At 68.4% G+C, this 19,910-nt stretch carries 18 protein-coding genes and 2 pseudogenes; 8 read left to right on the top strand and 12 right to left on the bottom strand.

The genetic code is table 11. The annotated features are described in order from the left end of the window. Positions 1 to 15: 15 nt before the first annotated feature. On the top strand, positions 16 to 711 hold the full coding sequence (locus G6038_RS12490) for a pyridoxamine 5'-phosphate oxidase family protein (RefSeq protein WP_165038069.1): 696 nt from the start codon (positions 16 to 18) through the stop codon (positions 709 to 711). Here G6038_RS12490 and G6038_RS12485 read toward each other — a convergent pair. Genes G6038_RS12485 through G6038_RS12475 form a run of 3 tightly spaced genes read right to left on the bottom strand, consistent with a single transcriptional unit; the run spans position 639 to position 3,044 of the window. Continuing rightward, positions 639 to 1,091 (bottom strand): MaoC family dehydratase, encoded by a 453-nt coding sequence (locus tag G6038_RS12485; RefSeq protein ID WP_165038067.1) that lies wholly within the window; start codon positions 1,089 to 1,091, stop codon positions 639 to 641. The two genes, G6038_RS12490 and G6038_RS12485, sit on opposite strands and share 73 nt — an antisense overlap. Positions 1,092 to 1,108: 17 nt before the next feature. Further along, a complete protein-coding gene (locus G6038_RS12480; protein WP_165038065.1) occupies positions 1,109 to 1,873 on the bottom strand; it encodes a GntR family transcriptional regulator in 765 nt (254 codons plus the stop codon). Positions 1,874 to 1,892: 19 nt separating this feature from the next. Beyond that, entirely contained in the window at positions 1,893 to 3,044 is a 1,152-nt protein-coding gene (locus G6038_RS12475) for an acyl-CoA dehydrogenase family protein (RefSeq protein ID WP_165038063.1), read from the bottom strand. Positions 3,045 to 3,304: 260 nt separating this feature from the next. On the opposite strand from G6038_RS12475, the gene G6038_RS12470 reads away from it, so the two are divergent. From G6038_RS12470 to G6038_RS12460, 3 genes are read left to right on the top strand one after another with little or no spacing between them, the layout of a single operon-like run. Then, complete coding sequence (locus G6038_RS12470; RefSeq protein WP_165038127.1) at positions 3,305 to 4,132, top strand: CoA ester lyase; 828 nt, start codon at positions 3,305 to 3,307, stop codon at positions 4,130 to 4,132. 1 nt (position 4,133) lies between these two features. After that, the gene (locus G6038_RS12465) at positions 4,134 to 5,141 is read left to right on the top strand and encodes a MaoC family dehydratase (protein WP_165038061.1); all 1,008 of its coding nucleotides are present in this window, start codon (positions 4,134 to 4,136) and stop codon (positions 5,139 to 5,141) included. A 13-nt stretch (positions 5,142 to 5,154) separates the two neighbouring features. Beyond that, positions 5,155 to 5,496, top strand: a complete 342-nt coding sequence (locus G6038_RS12460) for a WhiB family transcriptional regulator (protein ID WP_165038059.1) — start codon at positions 5,155 to 5,157, stop codon at positions 5,494 to 5,496. Between the two features lie 99 nt (positions 5,497 to 5,595). Here the strand turns inward: G6038_RS12460 and G6038_RS12455 are convergent, their stop codons facing one another. Then, on the bottom strand, positions 5,596 to 6,666 hold the full coding sequence (locus tag G6038_RS12455) for an enoyl-CoA hydratase/isomerase family protein (RefSeq protein ID WP_165038057.1): 1,071 nt from the start codon (positions 6,664 to 6,666) through the stop codon (positions 5,596 to 5,598). Positions 6,667 to 6,710: 44 nt separating this feature from the next. Here G6038_RS12455 and G6038_RS12450 point away from each other — a divergent pair, with 44 nt between their 5' ends. After that, on the top strand, positions 6,711 to 7,937 hold the full coding sequence (locus G6038_RS12450) for a CoA transferase (RefSeq protein WP_165038055.1): 1,227 nt from the start codon (positions 6,711 to 6,713) through the stop codon (positions 7,935 to 7,937). After that, complete coding sequence (locus tag G6038_RS12445; RefSeq protein ID WP_165038053.1) at positions 7,934 to 9,331, top strand: amidohydrolase family protein; 1,398 nt, start codon at positions 7,934 to 7,936, stop codon at positions 9,329 to 9,331. The genes G6038_RS12450 and G6038_RS12445 overlap by 4 nt, the downstream gene beginning before the upstream one ends. A gap of 278 nt (positions 9,332 to 9,609) precedes the next feature. Here G6038_RS12445 and G6038_RS12440 read toward each other — a convergent pair whose 3' ends face one another. The 3 genes from G6038_RS12440 to G6038_RS12430 are packed head-to-tail and all read right to left on the bottom strand — an operon-like array spanning position 9,610 to position 11,490. Next, on the bottom strand, positions 9,610 to 10,422 hold the full coding sequence (locus G6038_RS12440) for an ABC transporter permease (protein WP_165038051.1): 813 nt from the start codon (positions 10,420 to 10,422) through the stop codon (positions 9,610 to 9,612). Next, a complete protein-coding gene (locus G6038_RS12435) occupies positions 10,419 to 11,345 on the bottom strand; it encodes an ATP-binding cassette domain-containing protein (RefSeq protein ID WP_165038049.1) in 927 nt (308 codons plus the stop codon). The genes G6038_RS12440 and G6038_RS12435 overlap by 4 nt, the downstream gene beginning before the upstream one ends. A gap of 1 nt (position 11,346) precedes the next feature. Then, positions 11,347 to 11,490 carry a hypothetical protein gene (locus G6038_RS12430; RefSeq protein WP_165038047.1) on the bottom strand — a complete coding sequence of 48 codons (144 nt, stop codon included), beginning with the start codon at positions 11,488 to 11,490 and terminating at the stop codon, positions 11,347 to 11,349. A gap of 297 nt (positions 11,491 to 11,787) precedes the next feature. Between G6038_RS12430 and G6038_RS31290 the strand changes: the two are divergent. Next, positions 11,788 to 12,053, top strand: a pseudogene (locus G6038_RS31290) (hypothetical protein); the annotation flags it as partial. A gap of 6 nt (positions 12,054 to 12,059) precedes the next feature. Here the strand turns inward: G6038_RS31290 and G6038_RS30935 are convergent. The 5 genes and pseudogenes from G6038_RS30935 to G6038_RS12410 form a co-directional block, all read right to left on the bottom strand. After that, a pseudogene (locus G6038_RS30935) lies at positions 12,060 to 12,869 on the bottom strand (DDE-type integrase/transposase/recombinase); the annotation flags it as partial. 171 nt (positions 12,870 to 13,040) lie between these two features. Next, positions 13,041 to 14,564 (bottom strand): aldehyde dehydrogenase family protein, encoded by a 1,524-nt coding sequence (locus tag G6038_RS12425; RefSeq protein ID WP_165038045.1) that lies wholly within the window; start codon positions 14,562 to 14,564, stop codon positions 13,041 to 13,043. 61 nt (positions 14,565 to 14,625) lie between these two features. Continuing rightward, on the bottom strand, positions 14,626 to 15,753 hold the full coding sequence (gene ribB / locus G6038_RS32075; RefSeq protein WP_346772808.1) for a 3,4-dihydroxy-2-butanone-4-phosphate synthase: 1,128 nt from the start codon (positions 15,751 to 15,753) through the stop codon (positions 14,626 to 14,628). Further along, positions 15,750 to 16,247, bottom strand: coding sequence for a flavin reductase family protein (locus G6038_RS12415; protein WP_165038043.1), 498 nt, complete (start codon positions 16,245 to 16,247; stop codon positions 15,750 to 15,752). The genes ribB and G6038_RS12415 overlap by 4 nt, the downstream gene beginning before the upstream one ends. 59 nt (positions 16,248 to 16,306) lie before the next feature. Continuing rightward, entirely contained in the window at positions 16,307 to 17,425 is a 1,119-nt protein-coding gene (locus G6038_RS12410; RefSeq protein ID WP_165038041.1) for an LLM class flavin-dependent oxidoreductase, read from the bottom strand. 527 nt (positions 17,426 to 17,952) lie between these two features. Between G6038_RS12410 and G6038_RS12405 the strand changes: the two genes are divergently transcribed. Then, positions 17,953 to 18,837, top strand: coding sequence for a LysR family transcriptional regulator (locus G6038_RS12405; protein WP_165038039.1), 885 nt, complete (start codon positions 17,953 to 17,955; stop codon positions 18,835 to 18,837). Positions 18,838 to 19,910 lie beyond the last annotated feature (1,073 nt).

Here is a 19,910-nt window from a genome sequence, read left to right as displayed (position 1 = left end):
GCGAGGCTCGCCTGCATGGACAACATCAGGCGCTATCCCGAACGAGCCCGGACCCAGCGGGCCGACCTCGACGCGGTACTGGACGCGGCGGTCACGTGCACGTTCACCACCGTCGTCGACGGCATGCCGTGGGCCGTACCGATGCTCTACGCTCGCGACGGCGACCGGATCCTGCTGCACGGCTCCACCGGGGCGGGCGCGCTGCGCCTGGCGACGTCCGGAGCGCCGGTGGCCCTGTGTGTCTCGATCCTCGACGGCATCGTCGTGGCGGAGGACCTGTTCCACTCGTCCGCGAACTTCCGGTCCGCCGTCGTCCGGGGCGAAGTCACCGTCCTGTCCGCAGAGGAGTCCGCCGCCGCCCTGGACGTCCTGTCGGACGGCCTGATACCGGGGCGCAGCGCCGAAACCCGGGCACACACCAGAAAGGAACTGGCTGCCACGGCCACCCTGGCGCTGCCCATCCGGCCGGGGCAGTGGACGGTCAAGATCCGCGACGCACCCCCGTCCGCGCCCGACGTGAGCGACGGCTCCTGGGCGGGCGTGGTCCCGTTGCGGACGGTCGCGGGCCGGCCGGTCGCCGCGCCGTGGGTCGCGGGCGACGTGCCCGTACCCGCGTCCGTCCGCAGGCTGGTGGACCGCTACGCCACGAGCACGACGATGGTTTCCGCGACCAGCGCCGGCTTCTCGGCGCCCTCGGCCTCGACGGTGTAGGTGACGGTGAGGTTCGCGCCCTTGGCGGTGCGTTCGAGGGACGCGAACTTCGCGGTCGCCCGCACCTTCGACCCCACCGGCACCGGGGACGGGAACCGAACCTTGTTGGCGCCGTAGTTGATCTTCATCGTCAGGCCCTCGGCGGCGAAGATCTGGGATCCGAGGACGGGCAGCAGCGAGAGGGTGAGGTAGCCGTGGGCGATGGTCCGGCCGAAGGGCCCGGACTTCGCCCGCTCGGGGTCGACGTGAATCCACTGATGGTCGCCCGTGGCCTCGGCGAACCGATTCACCCGCTCCTGGGTGATCTCGAGCCAGTCGCTGTGGCCGAGGTCCTCGCCGACGGCCGCCTCGATCTCGTCGATTCCGTTGAAGGTCCGCATGATTCGTTTCTCCTTGGTCAGGGCCGCTGCGGCCGGTGTCCGGCGCGGCGGAGGGTGACGCGATACGTGTAGTGCTCGGGCAGAAAATAACTGACGGACAGCTCGGTCGGTTCGCCCGCATCGTTCGAATACAACCGGTCCACCCGCAGCAACGGGTGCTCCGTGTTGCAGTTCAGTTCGCGCGCAATCTCTTCCGTGGCGCGCGCGACGGTGATCGTCTGGGCCGCCTCGACGATGGGGTGCTCGAGGTACGGCTCGAGCAATCCCATCACGGTGTTGCGGCTCGCCGCGCCGGCGGCGAGCTCCGGGGCGTCGTGCACGTGCGCGGCCACGCGGTCGGGCAGGTACACGGTGGTCAGCGCGAACGGGATCCCGTCGTGTACGCGGCGCAGCACCACCGCGTGCACCAGATCGGTGTCCAGGCGCAGCCGGCTCGCGGCCTCGATGTGCACGCCGCGGCGCAGCGGCGCGACGATCTCCATCGTGGTGTCCGCGGCGAGGTCGAGCAGGTCCTCGATGGAACCGAGCTGGCGCCGGTAGCGCCGCCCGTCCTCGTTGGCGAACGTGCCGCGTCCGGGCACCCGGTAGACGACGCCGTCGGCGACGAGGTCCTGGAACGCCCGCCGCACCGTCTGCCGGCTCAGCCCGTACCGCTGCGCGAGTTCGGCCTCGGTGGGCAGGCGCACGCCGCCGCGGTACTCGCCGGCGTCGACGGCCTCGCGCAGCCGCCGCGACAGCTGCGCGTACGCCGGTTCCGTGTCGCGTTCGCCCATGACGACCATGGATCCTAGTGACGGCCGGTCACAGGCCGCCGCGGGCCACCAGTTGGGACGCGATGACGCCCTTCTGGATCTCGTTGGTGCCCTCGCCGACGATCATCAGCGGGGCGTCGCGGAAGTAGCGTTCGACGTCGTACTCGGTGGAGTAGCCGTAGCCGCCGTGGATGCGCACCGCGTTCAGCGCGATCTCCATCGCGATCTCCGAGCAGTACAGCTTGGCCATGCCGGCCTCCATGTCGCACCGCTCGCCGCTGTCGAAGCGCTCCGCCGCGTAGCGGGTCAGCTGCCGCGCCGCGGTGAGCTTGGTGGCCATCTCCGCCAGGTAGTTGCCGATCGACTGGTGCTTCCAGATGGGCTGGCCGAAGCTCTCGCGCTGCTGCGCGTAGGCCAGGGAGTCCTCGAGCGCGGCCGCGGCGACACCGAGGGCGCGGCACGCGACCTGGATGCGGCCGGTCTCGAGCCCCTTCATCATCTGCCCGAAACCCTTGCCGGCCTCGCCGCCGAGGATCGCCGTGGCCGGGGTGCGGTAGCCGTCGAAGCTCAGCTCGCAGGACTCGACGCCCTTGTAGCCGAGCTTGGGCAGATCCCGCGAGACGGTCAGGCCGGGCCCGTGCTCGACCAGGACGATGGAGATGCCCTTGTGCCGCGGGGTGGCGGCCGGGTCGGTCTTGCACAGCAGCGCGATCAGCCCGGCGCGGCGGGCGTTGGTGATCCAGGTCTTGGCGCCGGTGATCACCAGGTCGTCGCCGTCGCGGCGGGCGGTGGTGGTCATCGCCTGCAGGTCCGAGCCGCCGCCGGGCTCGGTCAGCGCCATCGTCGCGCGGATCTCGCCGGTCGCCAGGCGGGGCAGGTAGGTGCGCTTCTGCTCCTCGGTGCCGAACAGCGCCAGCAGCTTGGCGACGACGGTGTGCCCGCCCATCGCGCCGGCCAGGGACATCCAGCCGCGGGCGAGTTCCTCGGTGACCTGCGCGTAGCACGGCATCGACACCGGCATCCCGCCGTACTCCTCCGGCACGGCGAGCCCGTAGATCCCGATCTGCTTCATCTGCTCGATCCACTTCTCGGGGTACTCGTTCGCGTGCTCGACCTCCTGCACCGACGGCTTGACCTCCCGGTCGATGAACTCGCGCACCGTCTTGACCAGGAAGGTCTCTTCGTCGCTCAGGTAGCTCACGGAAAAATCCTCGAATCGACACGGGACCTGCGATCCCACCCGTCATTTGTACGGCCATTTTCGGCCTCGTGTCCTCGCGATGTCAATACCTCTGGGTGCGGCATACCCCCTGAACGGCCTATGTGTTGCCTTAGTCGTCACTTATGAGTCGGCGCCGGGTAGCGCCGGACCGGACAATGGCCGTACATTTATCCCGTCCCCGACCGTCCCACAGCAGAGGTTGATCCGTGATTCTCGCGCAGCCCCGCCGCCGGCGAGCCGTGCTCGTCGCCCCCGGCTCCGACGACCGCAAGGCCGGCAAGGCGCTGGCCTCCTCGGCCGACGAGGTGGTTCTCGATCTCGAGGACGCCGTCGCCACCGCACACAAGGACACCGCCCGCGACCTCGTCGCCGATCTGGTGTCCACGCACGGCACGGGCCGCGCGATCGCGGTCCGCGTCAACGGTCCCGGCACGCCGTGGTTCGCCGACGACCTGCGCGCCTGCGCCGCCCTCGGACCGGCCCTGTCGTCGATCGTGGTGCCCAAGGTCGAAGGCCCGGCCGACCTCGCCGAGACCGACCGCATCCTCGCCGCGGCAGGCGATACCGGCCTGGCCGTGCAGGCGCTGATCGAGACCCCGGCCGGGGTGACCCGCCTCGACGAGATCGTCACCGGACCCCGGTTGGCCGCGGTGATCCTCGGTTACGCCGACCTCGGCGCCGCGCTCGGCCGCGCCCGCACCGCCGCCCCCGAGCACTGGCTGTATGTGCAGGACCGCCTCCTGCACGCCGCCCGCGCCGCGGGCGTGCAGGCGATCGACGGACCGTTCCTGTCCATCGCCGACGACGAGGACTTCCGTCGCGCCGCCCGCTGGACCGCCGACCTCGGCTTCGACGGCAAATGGGTCATCCACCCGGCCCAGATCGACTCGGCCGCAGCGGCCTTCACTCCCGACGACGCGCAGGCCGAGCAGGCGCGGCGGGTGCTGGCCGCCCTGGCCGAGGCCGAGGCCCGCGGCGCCGGCGCCGCCCAGCTCGACGGACAGATGCTCGACGAGGCGGTCGCCGTCGCCGCCCGCCGCACCCTCGCCCTGATCGGAGACAAGTGAGATGACCACCGCACGCACCGCCACCGAGGTCGGCGGACCCTACTTCGACGAACTCACCGTCGGCCGGGTCTTCGACACCGCGCCGGCCGTCACGATCACCGACGGCCTCGCCGCCGCCCACCAGGCGATCCTCGGCGACCGGCTGCGCCTGCCCCTCGATGCGCACCTGTCGGCGGCCGTCGCCGGTGGGCCCGTCGCGCACGCCGGGCTCGTCACCGACCTGGCGATCGGCCAGTCCACCCTGGTCACCCACCACGTCAAGGCCAACCTGTTCTACCGCGGCCTGCGCTTCCACCGCTTCCCGCATATCGGCGACACCCTCTACACCACCACCGAAGTGGTGGGCCTGAAGGAGAATTCGGCCAAGCCCGGCCGCAAACCCACCGGGCTGGCGGCGCTGCGGATGAACACCGTCGACCAGAACGGGCACACCGTCCTCGACTTCTACCGGTGCGCGATGCTGCCGCTGAGCGAAAACCCCGATCCCGAACGCGTCGTGGCCGCGGACGACCTGTCCGCGATCGGCCCGCAGGAGCCGCCGCGGTGGTCCGCCCCCGCCGACTGGGATCTCGCCGCCTACCGGACACGCGTTCCGGGAACGCATTTCGATCCGTCGCTGGCCGGTGCGGTGCTGCGGTCGAGCGGCGACGTCGTCTCCAGCGCGCCCGAGCTGGCGCGTCTGACCCTCAACATCGCCGCCACCCATCACGACGAACGTGTCGGTGCCGCAGGGCGACTGGTGTACGGGGGCCACACCATCGACCTCGCCCTGGCCCAGGCCACCCGCGCGCTGCCCAACCTCGTCACCGTCCTCGGCTGGCACTCGTGCGACCACACCGGCCCGGTCCACGAGGGCGACACCCTCACCAGCGACCTGCACATCGAGTCCGCCCACCCGCTCGACGGCGGTGGGGGCGTCCTCGAACTGCGCTCGATCGTCCACGCCGACCGCGGCACCGACGCGCCGGCACCCGTACTGGACTGGCGCTTCACTGCCCTCATGGCCTGACCCCGGAACCGACATGACACTCCCCGCCTTCGCACTGAGCCCCACCGCCGTCCCGGACGCACGCGACGGTCACAGCTGGCGTCTGCACGCCCGCTGCCGGTTCGTCGGACCGGACACCTTCTACGCCCCCGAGGACGAGACCTGGGGCGAGCGGCAACGCCGGGAACGAGCGGCCCGGGACATCTGCGCGGCCTGCCCGGTCCGCCTCCCGTGCCGCGACGATGCCGTGAAGAACAAGGAGCAGCACGGAATCTGGGGCGGACTCACCGAAAGGGAACGCCGCGGACTGCGGTACGTCCGCTGGCTGCCGGACGGTTCTGCGACTCGTGGGGCGGCTACACCGGCGGCCGGCTGACCTCACTCGCGGTCGCTCGGGCCCGAGCGAATGTATCGCTCACTCGATCTGATCGAGTGGGCGATACATTCGCTCACTCCCCTTCGCTCACCCCTTCGCTCACTCCCCCGACGAGGCGATCTCGTCGATCAGCCCCCATTCGAGCGCCCGCGGCGCCTCGAGCGCGGTGCCGGTGACGAACAGGTGCAGCGCGCGCCAGCGGCCGATGCGGCGGGGCACGCTCACGGTGCCGCCCGCGCCGGGGATCAGGCCCATCGTCACCTCCGGCAGCCGGAAGAGCGTGTCGGGGGTGGCGACGATCCGGCTCGCGAATGCCGGGACCTCGATGCCGGCGCCGACGCAGTGCCCGTGCAGGCGCACCTCCATCCGGTCCGCGAGCCGCGCCATCAGCCGTCCCGCGCCTCCGCGGGTGCGGATCAGGTGAGCGGTCGCGGTGTCCGGGGTGTGGCCGAACTCGTCGAGGTCACCGCCGGCGCAGAACGACGGCCCGGCACCGTCGAGCACCACCCGCGCGACGGTGTCGTCGAGCAGCGGCAGGCGCAGCGCCTCCACCAGGGCGTCGCGCAGCGCGGTGCCGTAGGCGTTGCGGCGTTCGGGGCGGTTGAGGGTGAGGTGCAGGGTGTCGCCGTCGCGGTCGATCAGCACCGGATCCGCGGCGGGCGACGGCGGCAGGGACCGCCCGAGCCTGCGACGCTCGTCGAGCCAGCCACCGAACTCGGCCCCGCCCTGCAGGGTGGAGTAGGCCAGCGATTCGACGTCGATCGCCTCGGGCACCGGCAGCGTCTCCGAGATCCGCACCACCTGTCCGGCGACGAGCGCCGACTGCGGATACCGTCCCACCGCCAGGACGAACTCCTCGAGCGCCGCGTCGACGTCCTCGGTGCCGACCACCGCCCGGTCCGCCGGATCGGGCCCCGCGACGTACGTGAGGTCCAGCGCGGCGGTCAGCGGCGCGAGGGCGGCCGGGACGGCGCCCGTGCAGCGTCCGACGAGCAGCCGGTCGAGTGCCGGCACGCGGGCGGCCGCGGCCTCGACGATCGCCTCGTCGGCGTCGTCGAGGTCGACGATCAGCACGGGTTCGGGCAGGGCGGCGCCGTCACCGAGAAGCGGGGTGTCCGCGGCGCCCCCCGCGAGTTCCGCCACCGTGAGGGTTCGTACGTCGATGCGCATGTCCGCCGTCCTGAAGTCGTTTCGCGGACTGTAGCATCGGCAGCGTGTCGACCTCCGCGCGCCCGGACCCGGTGCGGGACTGGGCCGAGAGCGGAATCGCTTCTCTCACCGGCCGTCCCGACGGGCCACCCCTGATTCCCCCCGGTCGCGCGGCGACCGTCGCGCGAGAACGCACCGCGTGGATCGCCGACGTCACCGGCGGGGCGGTGCAGCTCGACGGGGCGCGCGTGCTCGCCGAGCGCGCCGCCTTCACCGGGCATCGCCGTGCCGGCGCGACGTCGGCCGGTGGGTCGTGCCGGTTGCTGCCGACGGCCGACGGCTGGGCCGCCGTCTCGTGCGCCCGCCCCGACGACCCGCTGCTGCTCGGCGCCCTCGTCGGCGCGGACGTCGGGGACGACCCGTGGCCCGCGGTCGAGGCCTGGCTGCGCGAGCACACCGGCGCCGAGTTGGCCGAGCGCGCCGACCTGCTCGGCGTCGCGGCCGGACCCGTCACCCCTGCGCACGCTCCCGCCCCCCTGCGACCGCTGGCGCCGCGCCCCGTCGACGGGTTGCTCGTCGTCGACTTCAGTGCGCTGTGGGCGGGGCCGCTGTGCGCGCACCTGCTGGGCCTCGCGGGGGCGCGGGTGATCAAGGTGGAGACGCCGTCCCGGCCGGACGGCGCCCGCCGCGGCAATCCCGACTTCTATCGCCTGCTGCACGGTGGCCACGAGACCGTGCAGCTCGATCCCGCCCTCCCCCACGAGCGCGCATCCCTGGCCGCGCTCGTCGCGGCCGCCGACATCGTGATCGAGGCGTCCCGTCCGCGCGCGCTGGCCGGATTCGGTTTGAACGCAGACGAGTTCGTCGCCGGCGGCGCAACGTGGGTGTCGATCACCGCGCACGGGCGCGGATCCGGCCGGGTGGGTTTCGGCGACGACATCGCCGCGTCCGCCGGACTCGTCGCCCGCGACGACGCCGGGCCGATGTTCGTCGGTGACGCGATCGCCGATCCGCTCACGGGACTGACCGCGGCGGCGCTGGCGATGTCCGCGCCCGGCGACGGCGGCGGGGTGTTGTGGGACATCTCGATGGCGGCGACGGTGGCCGCAACCCTGGACGGAGCCGAAACCGCTGCGGCGCAGGCATACCGACGGGGCGACGAGTGGTACGTCGACACCTCGACGGGCCGTACGGAAATCGTGACTCCGCAACCGCGCACACCGCGCGGCGACGTCGCCGAACCGGGTCGCGACACCGCCACAGTGCTGGCGGAGCGGGGGATCGCTCGGTGACCGGCCTGCTGCTGCGCGACGTCGCGCTTCCGGCCGGCCGGTGCGACGTCGCGGTCCGCGACGGCCGGGTCACGGCGATCGGGGTCGGCCTCGAGGCCGGCGGCGCCGAGGTGATCGACGGTCACGGCGCGGCGCTGCTGCCGGGACTGCACGATCATCACCTGCACCTGCACGCGACGGCTGCGGACGCCACCTCGGTCCGGTGCGGGCCCCCGCACGTGCGCACACCGGACGACCTGGCCCGGGCGCTGGACGCCGCGCCCGGCGACGGCTGGGTCCGCGGCGTCGGCTACGTCGAGACGGTTGCGGGCCTGCTCGACGCCGCGACGCTGGACCTGCTGCACGCGCGACGGCCGGTGCGGCTGCAGCACCGCAGCGGGGCGATGTGGGTGCTCAACTCGGCGGCGGCGACCCTTGCCGCACTGGACTCGGCCGACCATCCCGGGGTGGAGCGCGACGACGCCGGTCGTCCCACCGGGCGGGTGTGGCGTGCGGACGCGTGGCTGCGGGAACGGCTGCCTGCCACCGGGCCGCCACCGCTCGATGCCGTGGGCGCAGACCTGACCCGCCTCGGGATCACCGGGATCACCGACGCCACACCCGATCTGGCCCCGGACTCGCTGGCAGCGCTGATCGACGCACACGTCTCCGGTGTGCTGCCGCAACGAGTACACCTGCTGGGAGTACCTCTCGGCGGCGACCCCGAAAATCGACCGGCGACCGTGACGACCGGCCCGTACAAGATCGTTCTTGCCGACTCGGAACTGCCCGACTTCGAGACCCTGTCCGGCACCGTCCGTCGCGCCCACGCCCGCGGTCGGCCGGTGGCGGTGCACTGCGTCAGCCGCGAGGCGCTCCTCCTGTTCCTCGCGGTGCTCGACGAGGCCGGCGCCCTGCCCGGCGACCGGATCGAGCACGGCGCGCTGGTTCCGCCCGAGTCGATCGGCGAGCTGCGCGGGCGTGGGTTGTGCGTAGTGACTCAACCCGGCTTCCTCGCGCACCGCGGCGACGACTACCTGGAGCGGGTCGATACCCGGGATCTGCCGGACCTGTACCGCTGCCGGTCACTGCTCGACGGCGGCGTGCCCGTCGCCCTGTCGAGCGACGCGCCGTACGGGCCGCTCGACCCGTGGGCGGTCATCGCGGCCGCGGCGAACCGTCGCGCCCCCACCGGTGACGTCGTCGGTCCACAGGAGCGGATCACCGCCGCCGAGGCCCTCGACCGCTACCTGTCCCCCCTCGACGATCCCGGCGGCGGGCCACGCCGGGTGAAGGTGAGCGCGCCGGCGGATCTGGTGCTGCTCGACCGTTCGCTCACCGATGCGCTTGCGGAGCCGACCGTGGAAGTAGTGCGCTGCACCGTGATCCGCGGCGAGATCCGGTATCGCCGCTGAGCTCGGGCCGGGTCGGACGAGGTCGTGCCTACGCTGCTGCACCCGTTCACGGGTCACGCCCGCGCAACCGTCATGAGTATCCGTTCCTTCGTCGAGGTGCGCGTCCGCGCTGCATGACGAGGTCGTCCAGGTAGGGCGCGATCTTCGCCTCCTGTGCCTTCTCGCGACTGCACAGTCGAGCGATCTGTTCGACCGACGACGACCTTCCAGTCCCGTGGACGGGTAGTCCGATCGCGGGTATGAACCATCCCGGCAGCGCACCGCCCAGGCGGGCCGGCTCAACGCGCGACCAACGCGCGCAACCGGCGCGCGATGCCGGGCAGGAGCGTCACCGTCGCCCACAGCGCGACCGCAGCGACGACGGCAGTGGCCGTGTCGCCGAACGTGGCGGTGCCGAGCTCGTGGCCGCGCAGGGCATCGGTGGCGTGGGCGACCGGGTTGAGCGTCGCGGCGGCCTGCATCCAACCGGGCATGGTCCCGAGCGGGGCGAAGGCGCTCGAGACGAACATCAGCGGCATCATCACCATCATCCCGGCGAACTGCACCACATCGGGACGGCGGAGTCGGTCACCGATGAGCCCGAACAGGGCACTCATCGCCGCGGCCAGCACGGCGAGAACGACGAGGCCGGCCAGGGCGTCGACGACGGTGCCATGGAACTCGAACCCGAGTACGACGGCGGCGAGACCGAGGAGCGCGGCCCGGGCGAGTGTGAACGCGGCCTCGTTGAGCGTGCGCGCCACACCGGGCAGCGCCGCCCGCATGGGAAGCGCGGCGAAGCGGTCGTGCAGGCCGCTGGTGTGATCGATCGCCGCGGACACCCCCGCGTTGGTGCCGGCCATCACGGTGGAGACTGCCAGCATGGCGGGGGTGAGGAAATCGATGTAGCTGACCCCGGCAGGGAAACCGGGTCCGGCCGCCACACTGCGGAACACCTGACTGAACAGGACCAACATCGCCATTGGCATGGTCAGCGAGAACATCAGCAACTGCGGGACGCGGGCACTGGTGCGCAGATTGCGGACCACGAGAGCGGCGAGCTGGTCCCCGGCGGGTGACCGCCCGGATCGGGTGGTGAGCATGGCGTTCATGGGGTGGCTCCGTCGGGGGTGAGGTGGGTGAAGACGTCGTCGAGACTGGGCGAGGCGACATCGAGGTCGCTGACGTCGACGCGGTCCCGGGCGAGCTGGGCGACGAGTTCGGCAGCGGTCATCGCGTCGCCTACGGTGAGCGAGACACGGACCCGACCGCCGTCGACGGGATTCTCGGTCTCGGGTCCGAACGGCAGGCCGCCGAGCTGGTGCGTGGGGATCGTGGCGGTCACCACCTTGCCGCCGACCATCCGCTTCAGCTCGGCGGGCGTGCCGCGGGCGGCGACCCTCCCCCGGTTGAGCACGACAATGTGGTCGGCAAGCCGGTCGGCCTCTTCGAGGTACTGGGTCGTGAGCACGACGGTGGTGCCGTTGGTGGTGAGTTCGTCGACGACGTCCCACAGCGCGCTGCGGGCGATGGGATCCAGTCCGGTGGTCGGCTCGTCGAGGAACAGTACCGACGGAGATCCGACCAGGCTGGCGGCGAGGTCGACCCGACGTCGTGACCCACCGGAGAGTTCACCGACCCGCCGCGACGCGAGGTCGAGCAACCCGAGCCGGTCGATCAGAGTGTCGGCCCGAGCCCGTGCCCGGCCGTGCAGACCGGCGAGGCGGCCGATCAGTTCCAAATTTTCTCGGGCAGTGAGGAACTCGTCGAGTCCGGCATACTGTCCGGTGACTCCGATCCGGCGGCGCACGTCCATCGCGTCGGTGACGACGTCGAGGCCCTCGACCAGCGCCCGGCCGACGGTCGGCCGCACCAGCGTGGTGAGCACGCGAATCAAGGTCGTCTTACCGGCGCCGTTGTGGCCGAGCACGCCGAGCGTCGTGCCCGCCCTCACCTCGAGGTCGAGGCCGTCGAGCGCCCACGTCTTGTCGTAGGCGACATGGAGATCGTCCACCACTACTGCAGGGGCGTTCATCTCACGCCTCCGAACCGGTGCCGGGCACGTGCACTGCCGGCGCGCTCCGACGTCGCCGGCCCGGACGTCGGGGCACCCCCGCAAGGAGGGGCGGTACGTTGGTGTCGTCGGCGTCGAGCGCGATGTGGACACGGCTGGTCATCATCTGAGGGTCCTTCCGAGACGGCGCTCCCCTGGGTTGGGGAAGTCGACATCTCTGACGAGCGACCCGCGATTTGGACGCATCGCATCGACAGCGACCGCTCGAGCGCGGGCGGCAGGACCGAACGAATGGACGTGAGGGGAGCCCGGTCGGCCCACCACAAACGGCGCATCTCCCAGGGCAGGTGTCACGTCCCATCCATCCAGCCACCCTCGCATCCGCAGGCACACCAGGGAGGCCGACCAGGTAGACCCCAAGGGACTGAGATCCCGTCGGTCGTGGCCGCACTACCGTTTCCGAATACGAGGACGACCTTTCACGGGCAGAGCCCCATGGCCGCACATCCCCGCCGCACTCCGAGGAAGGCGCCACGGCACGCGGTGATCGTCTGTGGGTAATGATGCGCCCGACCTGCTCCCGCTCCGCGCCGGTGACGTCCTGGTCGTCAACGCCGCTGCGCACTGCGTGCGCACGCCACCTCCCCGCCGTCCTCGCCCGATAGCTCCACCGTCACCGATGAGGCGGCCGTGATCACCGACGACCCCGACGCGGTCGCAGCCGCGCGCAAGCTCATCTACTGGGGTCAATCGGCCGAGGGTGGTCTGGCGTCGGCGGCGGTGGTAGATACTCTCGATCCAGGTGACGATCGCGATCTGTAGCTGTTCGCGGGCGGCCCGGAGGCGACGGTCGGGGACGTTCTTCTGCAGGATGCGAGGAACGATTCCATGGCGGCGTTGTCGCCAGGCTATGACTCTCCCCATCGAGCCGACCGGATTGTGGCTGCCGAGTGTGCGGACGAACTCGACAGCGGAACTGCGATCCGCGGTCCGTATGGACCGTACATCCGGCGACCTGGCCACGTCAGGTGACGGCTGATTCGAGTGCGGTGACAGCGAGCTGCGAATTCGTTCGGTCGCTGATCGAGTCATCCACGATCCGGTGGAGCAGCCGTCCTTGATTGCGCAGACGTAGAGCTTGTCCTCACCGGTGTGTTGTTCGGTGATGCCATTGAGCCACCAGCGATTCGGGGTACCCGGCACGTCACCACCACTGGGATCCCGTCAGCGGCCGGCACGCTCACGAGCGGGTAGAGCCTTTCCGGCAGGTCCGACTGCGACAGGTACGCCGCGGCACCTCGTAGCACCTCGTTGTCTTGCTCGAGCATACGGACACGCTTGCGCGCTTCGCGCAGTTCAGCGTCCTCGCTCACGGTGGAAACGGGGTCGATTCCGTCCTCGATGTCGGCGGCCTTGTCGAGTCGATCAGACAGCATTCGCTGATCCGAATTCGGCCGCAACCTATTTCAGATGCTGGCCCCGTTCACGGCTGCGCGCCACGCGGACGACGTCGTCGCGGAACTCTTCCGGATACGGTTTCGGCACAGTGCACATCCTTCCAGTGACACCACACGGCACGACAGATGGGATATCACCCATCCGTGCAGCAGACCCGATCTACCCGCAAGGCGATGCGCCGAGACCTGCCGGTATTGCGGCAGGTCTCGGCACCGATCGGTCACCGGGTGGATAGCTCCCCGCGGTGGGCACTTCGTATCAGAAGAAGCCCTGGGCGTTCTGCGAGTAGCTGACCAGCATATTCTTGGTCTGCTGGAAGTGGTCGAGCATCATCTTGTGGTTTTCCCTCCCGATTCCGGACTGCTTGTATCCACCGAACGCCGCGTGTGCGGGGTAGGCGTGGTAGTTGTTCACCCACACCCGGCCGGACTGGATGTCGCGTCCGGCGCGGTAACCGGTCCTGCCGTCGCGAACCCAGACACCTGCGCCGAGGCCGTACGACGAGTCGTTGGCCGACGCAATGGCGTCGTCGTAGTCGTCGAACCGCGCGACGGCAAGGACAGGACCGAAGATCTCTTCCTGGAAGATCCGCATTTTGTTGTTGCCCTCGAAGACGGTCGGCTGGACGTAGTGCCCTCCGGACAGGTCACCACCGAGGTCGGCCTTCTCACCGCCGGTAAGAAGTGTCGCGCCCTCCTGCTTACCGATTTCGATGTACGACAGGATCTTCTGGAACTGGTCGTTGGATGCCTGCGCACCGATCATGGTTTCGGTATCGAGCGGGTGTCCCTGCTTGATCTGCTCGACTCGCTTGACGCCTTGCGCAAGGAAATCGTCGTAGATGCCCCCTTGGATCAGAGCGCGGGACGGGCAGGTGCACACCTCGCCCTGGTTGAGGGCGAACATCGCGAAGCCTTCGAGGGCTTTGTCGTAGAACGCGTCCTGGGTGCTCGCAACGTCGTCGAAGAAGATGTTGGGGCTCTTGCCGCCGAGTTCGAGGGTCACCGGGATCAGATTCTGCGAGGCGTACTGCATGATCAGGCGTCCGGTGGTGGTCTCCCCGGTGAACGAGACCTTCTGGATGCGACGACTCGACGCCAAAGGCTTACCCGCTTCGACACCGAATCCGTTGACGACGTTGAGGATGCCCGGCGGCAGCAGGTCGCCGACAACCTCGAGCAGGACGTGGATCGATGCCGGGGTCTGCTCGGCCGGCTTGAGAACGACGGTGTTGCCGGCCGCCAGGGCCGGGGCGATCTTCCAGATCGCCAACAGCAGCGGGAAGTTCCACGGAATGATCAGTCCCACAACCCCGAGCGGCTCGTGAAAGTGGTATGCGACCGTGTCCTCGTCGATCTCGGAGATGCCACCTTCTTGGGTCCGCACTGCGCTGGCGAAGTAGCGGAGGTGATCCACCGCCAACGGGATGTCCGCGGCGAGGGTTTCTCGGATAGGCTTGCCGTTGTCCCAGCTCTCGGCGACGGCGAGCTTCTCGAGATTCGCCTCCATGCGGTCGGCGATCTTGTTCAAGACGGCAGCCCGCTCGGTGACCGACGTTCTGCCCCACGTCTTTGCGGCGGCGTGGGCGGCGTCGAGCGCACGCTCGACGTCTTCGGCGGTTCCTCGGGCGACCTCGGTGAATTTTTCTCCGGTGACGGGGGTTTCGTTCTCGAAGTAGCCACCCTTGACGGGAGCAATGTACTCGCCGCCGATGTAGTGGTCGTAGCGCGCCTTGAAGGTGACGACACTTCCGGCCGTGCCGGGCGATGCGTACTTGGTCATGGGAGTTGTTTCCTTTCGAGACCGGTAGATGGCCGAAGTGGTATTTGCCGTGCCGACCTGGTCAAGCACTCAACGGTGGGGAGACGATTCGATCCACAACGCCGATTCCGCCAGGGGTCAATCCGGACGCTGTAGTCGGTCCATCGAGCAGGCGGACATCGGAGAAGCCGAGATCGGCCAGTATCGCGGCGGCCGCGGCGTCGCTCGATGTTGTGGTTTGCGAGCATTGATGTCCGTCCCGCAGAACGGAATTCAGGTGCCCCTGGCCGGCCCGGAGATAGAGGAGAACGCCACCCTGGGTGCTGATCTGGTCCAGGGCCGCACCGAGGTTGCCACCGCAGTTGCAGCGCAGGCTGCCGAAGGCATCTCCGAGCAGGCACTCGTGGTGGATGGCAACCAGAGGGTAGGTACCCGCCGGGTCTTCTCCGAGCAGGGCGAGATGCTCGGCGCCGGTGATCTCGTCGCGGTATCCGATGGCCCGGAGTCCACCGTGAGCCGAAGGCAGCCGGGTGGAGGCAACGCGCGAAACTCGTCCGGTCCGCCCGTCGCCGTGGTAGAGCCGATGTGTCACCAGGGCATCGATATCGAGCATCGGCAGTTCTGTTCGACTGGCCAGCTCGAGAATGTCGGGACGGCGCGACATGGTGCCGTCGTCGTTGACCAGTTCGGCGATCAGCGCAACCGGTGGCAGGCCGGCCAGTTGACACAGGTCCACGCCGGCCTCGGTATGGCCACGTCGCTCCAGTACGCCCCCGGGGCGAGCCCGCAGCGGCAGTACATGCCCAGGGCGACTGAGATCAGTGGGCAGGGTGAACGGATCCGCCAATACCTGGGCGGTATGCGCGCGGTCGGTGGCACTGATGCCCGTCGAGACGCCCCGGGCGGCATCGACGGAAACAGCGTAGGCGGTGCCGCGGGGATCGGTGTTGCGTCCGACCATGGGCGGTAGGTGGAGTTCGTCAGCTCGTGCCGCGGGCAGCGGCGCGCACAACAGTCCGGAGGTGTGCCGCACCATCCACGCCACCCAAGACGGCTCGGCCATAGCAGCAGCCAGGACGACGTCGCCCTCGTTCTCGCGATCGGAGTCGTCGAGGACCAGAACGGGACGTCCGGCGCACAACGCGTCGAGGGCGGCAGGTACCTCGTCGATGTGGTGCCGTGAGGAGGCGTCGGCAAGCTGAGTACTCACGCTGCCTCCAACTGTCGGAAGGTACTGGCGTGAAACACCAGCGGGGCCACGTCGGAGTGGATGCGCAGGGCGGTGACCCGCAGCAGCGCCACATCGTGGTCGCCGGCGGTCACGGTATCGTGCAACGCACAGTCCAGCCACAGGGTTGCCGGACGTAGCAGCACCGCGCCTTGTGCCGTGGCGACCCAGTCCAGGCCGGCGAACCGGTCACCGGTCTTGGAAGCGAGCTGCCGGCAGGCCGCATCCTGGCCGGCACCGAGCACACTCACGCCCAGGCGAGGCCGTTTGACCAATCGCGGCCACGTTCGGGAGGTGTGCTGTACGCATACAGACACCAACGGAGGATCCAGCGACACTGTCGTGAACGAGCTCGCGGCGATGCCATCCGGTGCGCCGTCCGTCAACGCACATACCGCCGCTATCCCACTCGGAAAGCACCCGTAGGCTTTCCTCAAGGCTGTCTGGTCGTCATTGACGGGATCTAGATCGATCATCGCTCACTCCTGGGACGCTGGACTCGAAGGTCACATACTTCAACTAGGGCTGAGTGCCTTCAGCACTTCACAGGCTGCACTTCGCGAACGAAATCGGCATCCGACCCGACACTCAATTCCTGTTCGGCAAGGTCTTCCGCGAACAACGGCATCACGAGCTTTCCGAATCGCTCTGCCTCGGCCGCGTGCGGGTAGCCGCTCAGGCAGAAGCTCGAGCAACCGGCAGCCATGAATCGACGGATCGTCGCCGCCACCTGCTCGGGATTTCCCACAATTGCGACGCCGGCGCCTTCACGGACGGTCGCAATGCCGCTCCAGAGATGCTCATCGATCATATGGTTCTCGACCTTTGCGAGTTCCTTCATCCGATCGTTCGCCTCGGACTGATCTCCCAGCGCCGCCCTTTCCTGTTGGAGCTTGGGAGTAGCGTTGGCAATAAGGGCTCGCGCAGCTGCCCAGGCCTCGTCTTCCGTTTCGCGGACGATGACGTGTAGCCGCATCCCGTATCGCAGCGAACGCCCCTCCCTCGCAGCACGCTCGTTCATCTCCTCCACGCGTTCGGCGATCTTGTCCGGCGTGTCTCCCCAGAAGAGATGGACGTCCGCATGCCTTGCGCAGAGCTTCTTGGCGGCTTCCGACAGACCTCCGAGGTAAATCGGAGGAAAGGGCTTCTGATAAGGCTTGGGCTTGACCACGATTTGGTTCGCCTTGAAGTACTTGCCAGCGAAGTCGAACGGTTCGTCTTCGGTCCAGGCACGCTTCATGACGTCGAGAGATTCGTCGAACAATTCGTATCGCTCGTCATGGCCGTAGAACGAGCCGTCGGCCTCGAGCTCGCTGGATGTTCCTCCGGCGATCAGGTTCACCCGGACTCGGCCACCGGTCAGCTGGTCGAACGTCGACAGCATTTTCGCCAGGACGGTGGGTGCGATGAATCCGGGTCGCGCAGCCACCAGCGGAACAATCTTCTCGGTCTTGGCGGCAACCATGGCGCACGTGATATATGCATCCCAGCAATTTGTTTGAACCGGAACGAGAATATACTCGAAACCAGCATTCTCGGCGGATTGGGCCACCCCCGCGAAGAGATCCATGCCGGGCGGGATTTCGGCCTCGGGCACTCCGAACGCGGCAGTGTCGCCCCAGGTAGGGATGAACCATCCAAACTCGACCGTCATGATCTCCTCCTGCACTTTGATCGGTTTTCGAGGATTCGCCTCGACTGATTCACTATCGGCATCGGCTTGGAGTCTTTTGCCCCGGCCATTTGCTCTTCACTCAAGCTATGGAACGACGATCCATAGAACAAAGTCGCGCTTCTTTTGCCCTCGATACGTGGGGCTTATCGCCGCCTGTCAACATCGAGATCCAGGCTCGATCCTGGCGAGTCCGCAACTCACGCCGAGCGCCGCGGTCCTGCAGGAGAGCGACGACGATGCTCTCGTCGAGGGCCGGCCCACCGGACGACAGCTACCCCCGGAGGAGCTTCAACCGGGCGCATCAGGATCCGCTCGTGCCGGCGAACACGGCCTACCGACCTCCGTCCACTGGGGCCCGGGCGCCCGTCGCTCGGCGTACCTTCCCGAGCGTGCTGGCCGGCGGTACCTTCAAGAGCCGTCCCGACCTCGTGCGTTGCGACAAGGATCGGCGGCTGCACCGGCTCGCTGGCCTAAGCTGAGAGCCCGGCGGAGAAAGGAGCCTGCCCGTGGAGGTTCGTCAGGCGCGCCACTTCTTGGCGATTGTTGATCATGGGACCACGGGACGCGCCGCTGCAGTACTGCACATGACCCAGCCCGCGTTATCGCAGTCCATCGTGAGCCTCGAGAGAGAACTGCGGGTACCACTTTTCACGCGTTCGTCTCGAGGCATGCAGTTGACCCCCTCCGGGGAGGCGCTGGTACGGCCCGCCCGGCGACTGATCGAATCGTCGATCCGGGCTGTCGCCGCAGTCGAAGAGAGCAAAGATGTTCCTCGGGGGACACTGAACATCTCCGTAATGCCCGCACTGGCCGCGATCCCGGTTTCCATGTGGACCGCTCGCTTCCGGGAGCGCTATCCGCAGGTCTCGGTTCATCTCGACCCGTACTTCGGAGAAGATCCAATTGTCAAGCACTTCGGCAAGAGTCCTGTCGAGGTGCTTGTATCATTCTCGGATGAATCGGTGTCGGGCAACCTGAGACGCTTGGAGATCGACTCCCAGGAAATGGTTTTTGTGTTGCCTCCTGGGACTGTTGTGACCGACGAGCCGGCGGTGAATATCAAGGAGATCGCACACTGCCCCTTCGTGGTTGCGCCACCTCACACATCCATGCGCCGCATCCTCGATCAGGAATTTGCGCATATCGGGGCGGAACTGAAGATAGCCGTTGAATCACCCTTCATGGACACACTTCCGACACTCGTCGCCGCGGGTGCAGGCTGCGCTGTCGTACCAGCCCAGGGCGCGGAGAGATTCCGCGAACTCGGGGCCATCGTCAAGCATCCGGATCCACCCATCAACCGACCCTTCTACATGTATTACAGCATCCATCGCCTTTCCTATGCCGCACAGGCATTTATCAAAATGGCAAAAGCCGACCGGCGTCAGTGATTACGTCTTGTGGTATCAAATCAACAAACCGAGAGAACATACGGACCCACTGCCCACCTGCCGATTTTCACCATTGCTACGTGAGAACATCTCGACACGGCCGGTCCCCGTAGGGTGCGTCGCCCGATTCACCTTCCATCGAGACCCCTGATCAGTGAACGCAGAGGATCCCACCCAGACGCCGGATCGAGAGGGCTACTTGGAGGGCCGGGCCAGCCTCAGGATTCCGGGGCCGCGGCGAGTTCGCGATGCCGGCCGTGTGGCCGTCTCTCGGCGGCATCGAGTGCGGAGGCACGTGGTGCGAGCATGATGCCCAGCAAATCCGGTAATACACCGGACGGCACGACGAGTCCGCCGGTCACGGCGGACACAGGGGTCGGCTGCAGCCATTGTCCCAGGGCACACGCACTGCGGCGGTAGCACTGGCCTCGACTACGCAGGCGATGTACCGGTCGGTGCCGCCGAGTCGTTCAGCGATCGCGTCGACGAGCGGATGTTCGATCACGGTAGGAGGCGACGAACGCGTCACGCAGCGCAGAGCGGGTAGTGATCGGCAGCAGCGCCTCGCGACCGGAGGCAGGCACCAGCGGGCCGCTCGGCCACTGCCACCGCGATCCGTGTTTCGGCGATCAGGGCGGCAACGACCGCCTGTTCGCGACTGGAGAGCCGATCTTGTCAGTCGTCGGTAAGACGCTCGCAGCCTCGGCGATGTCACGCACTCGCACGCTCGGTAACTACCGGGCCCACCCTGCACTTGCGGAACAAGCGAGCAGGGCGTTCGCCCGCTCGATAACCCACGCAATGGACGGGCGAGACCCCAGCCCGCAACCTCACCTCAACGCCGGCAATCACCCATGTCATCGAGGCCACCATAAGTGAGGCCTATGCCCTGGGTAAGCAGAATGGATTGGATCCGGCCCGCCTCGCCAGCCACCATGAACAGACCGCGGAAAGCAGACGGTAAGCGGCGTCACCCACGCACTGTCGCCAACTCAGAAACCTCGAACCGTCGGAAACGACTAAACGGGACGAACGGGCCGAATCCACGGCGTCACCGGACCTACACAACGAAC

It is taken from the genome of Rhodococcus sp. 14C212 (assembly GCF_011058195.1).
In the GTDB taxonomy this organism is placed as follows: domain Bacteria; phylum Actinomycetota; class Actinomycetes; order Mycobacteriales; family Mycobacteriaceae; genus Rhodococcus; species Rhodococcus aetherivorans.
The sequence above is the reverse complement of the archived record's forward strand: the minus strand, read 5'-3'. Positions and strand labels throughout refer to the sequence as shown.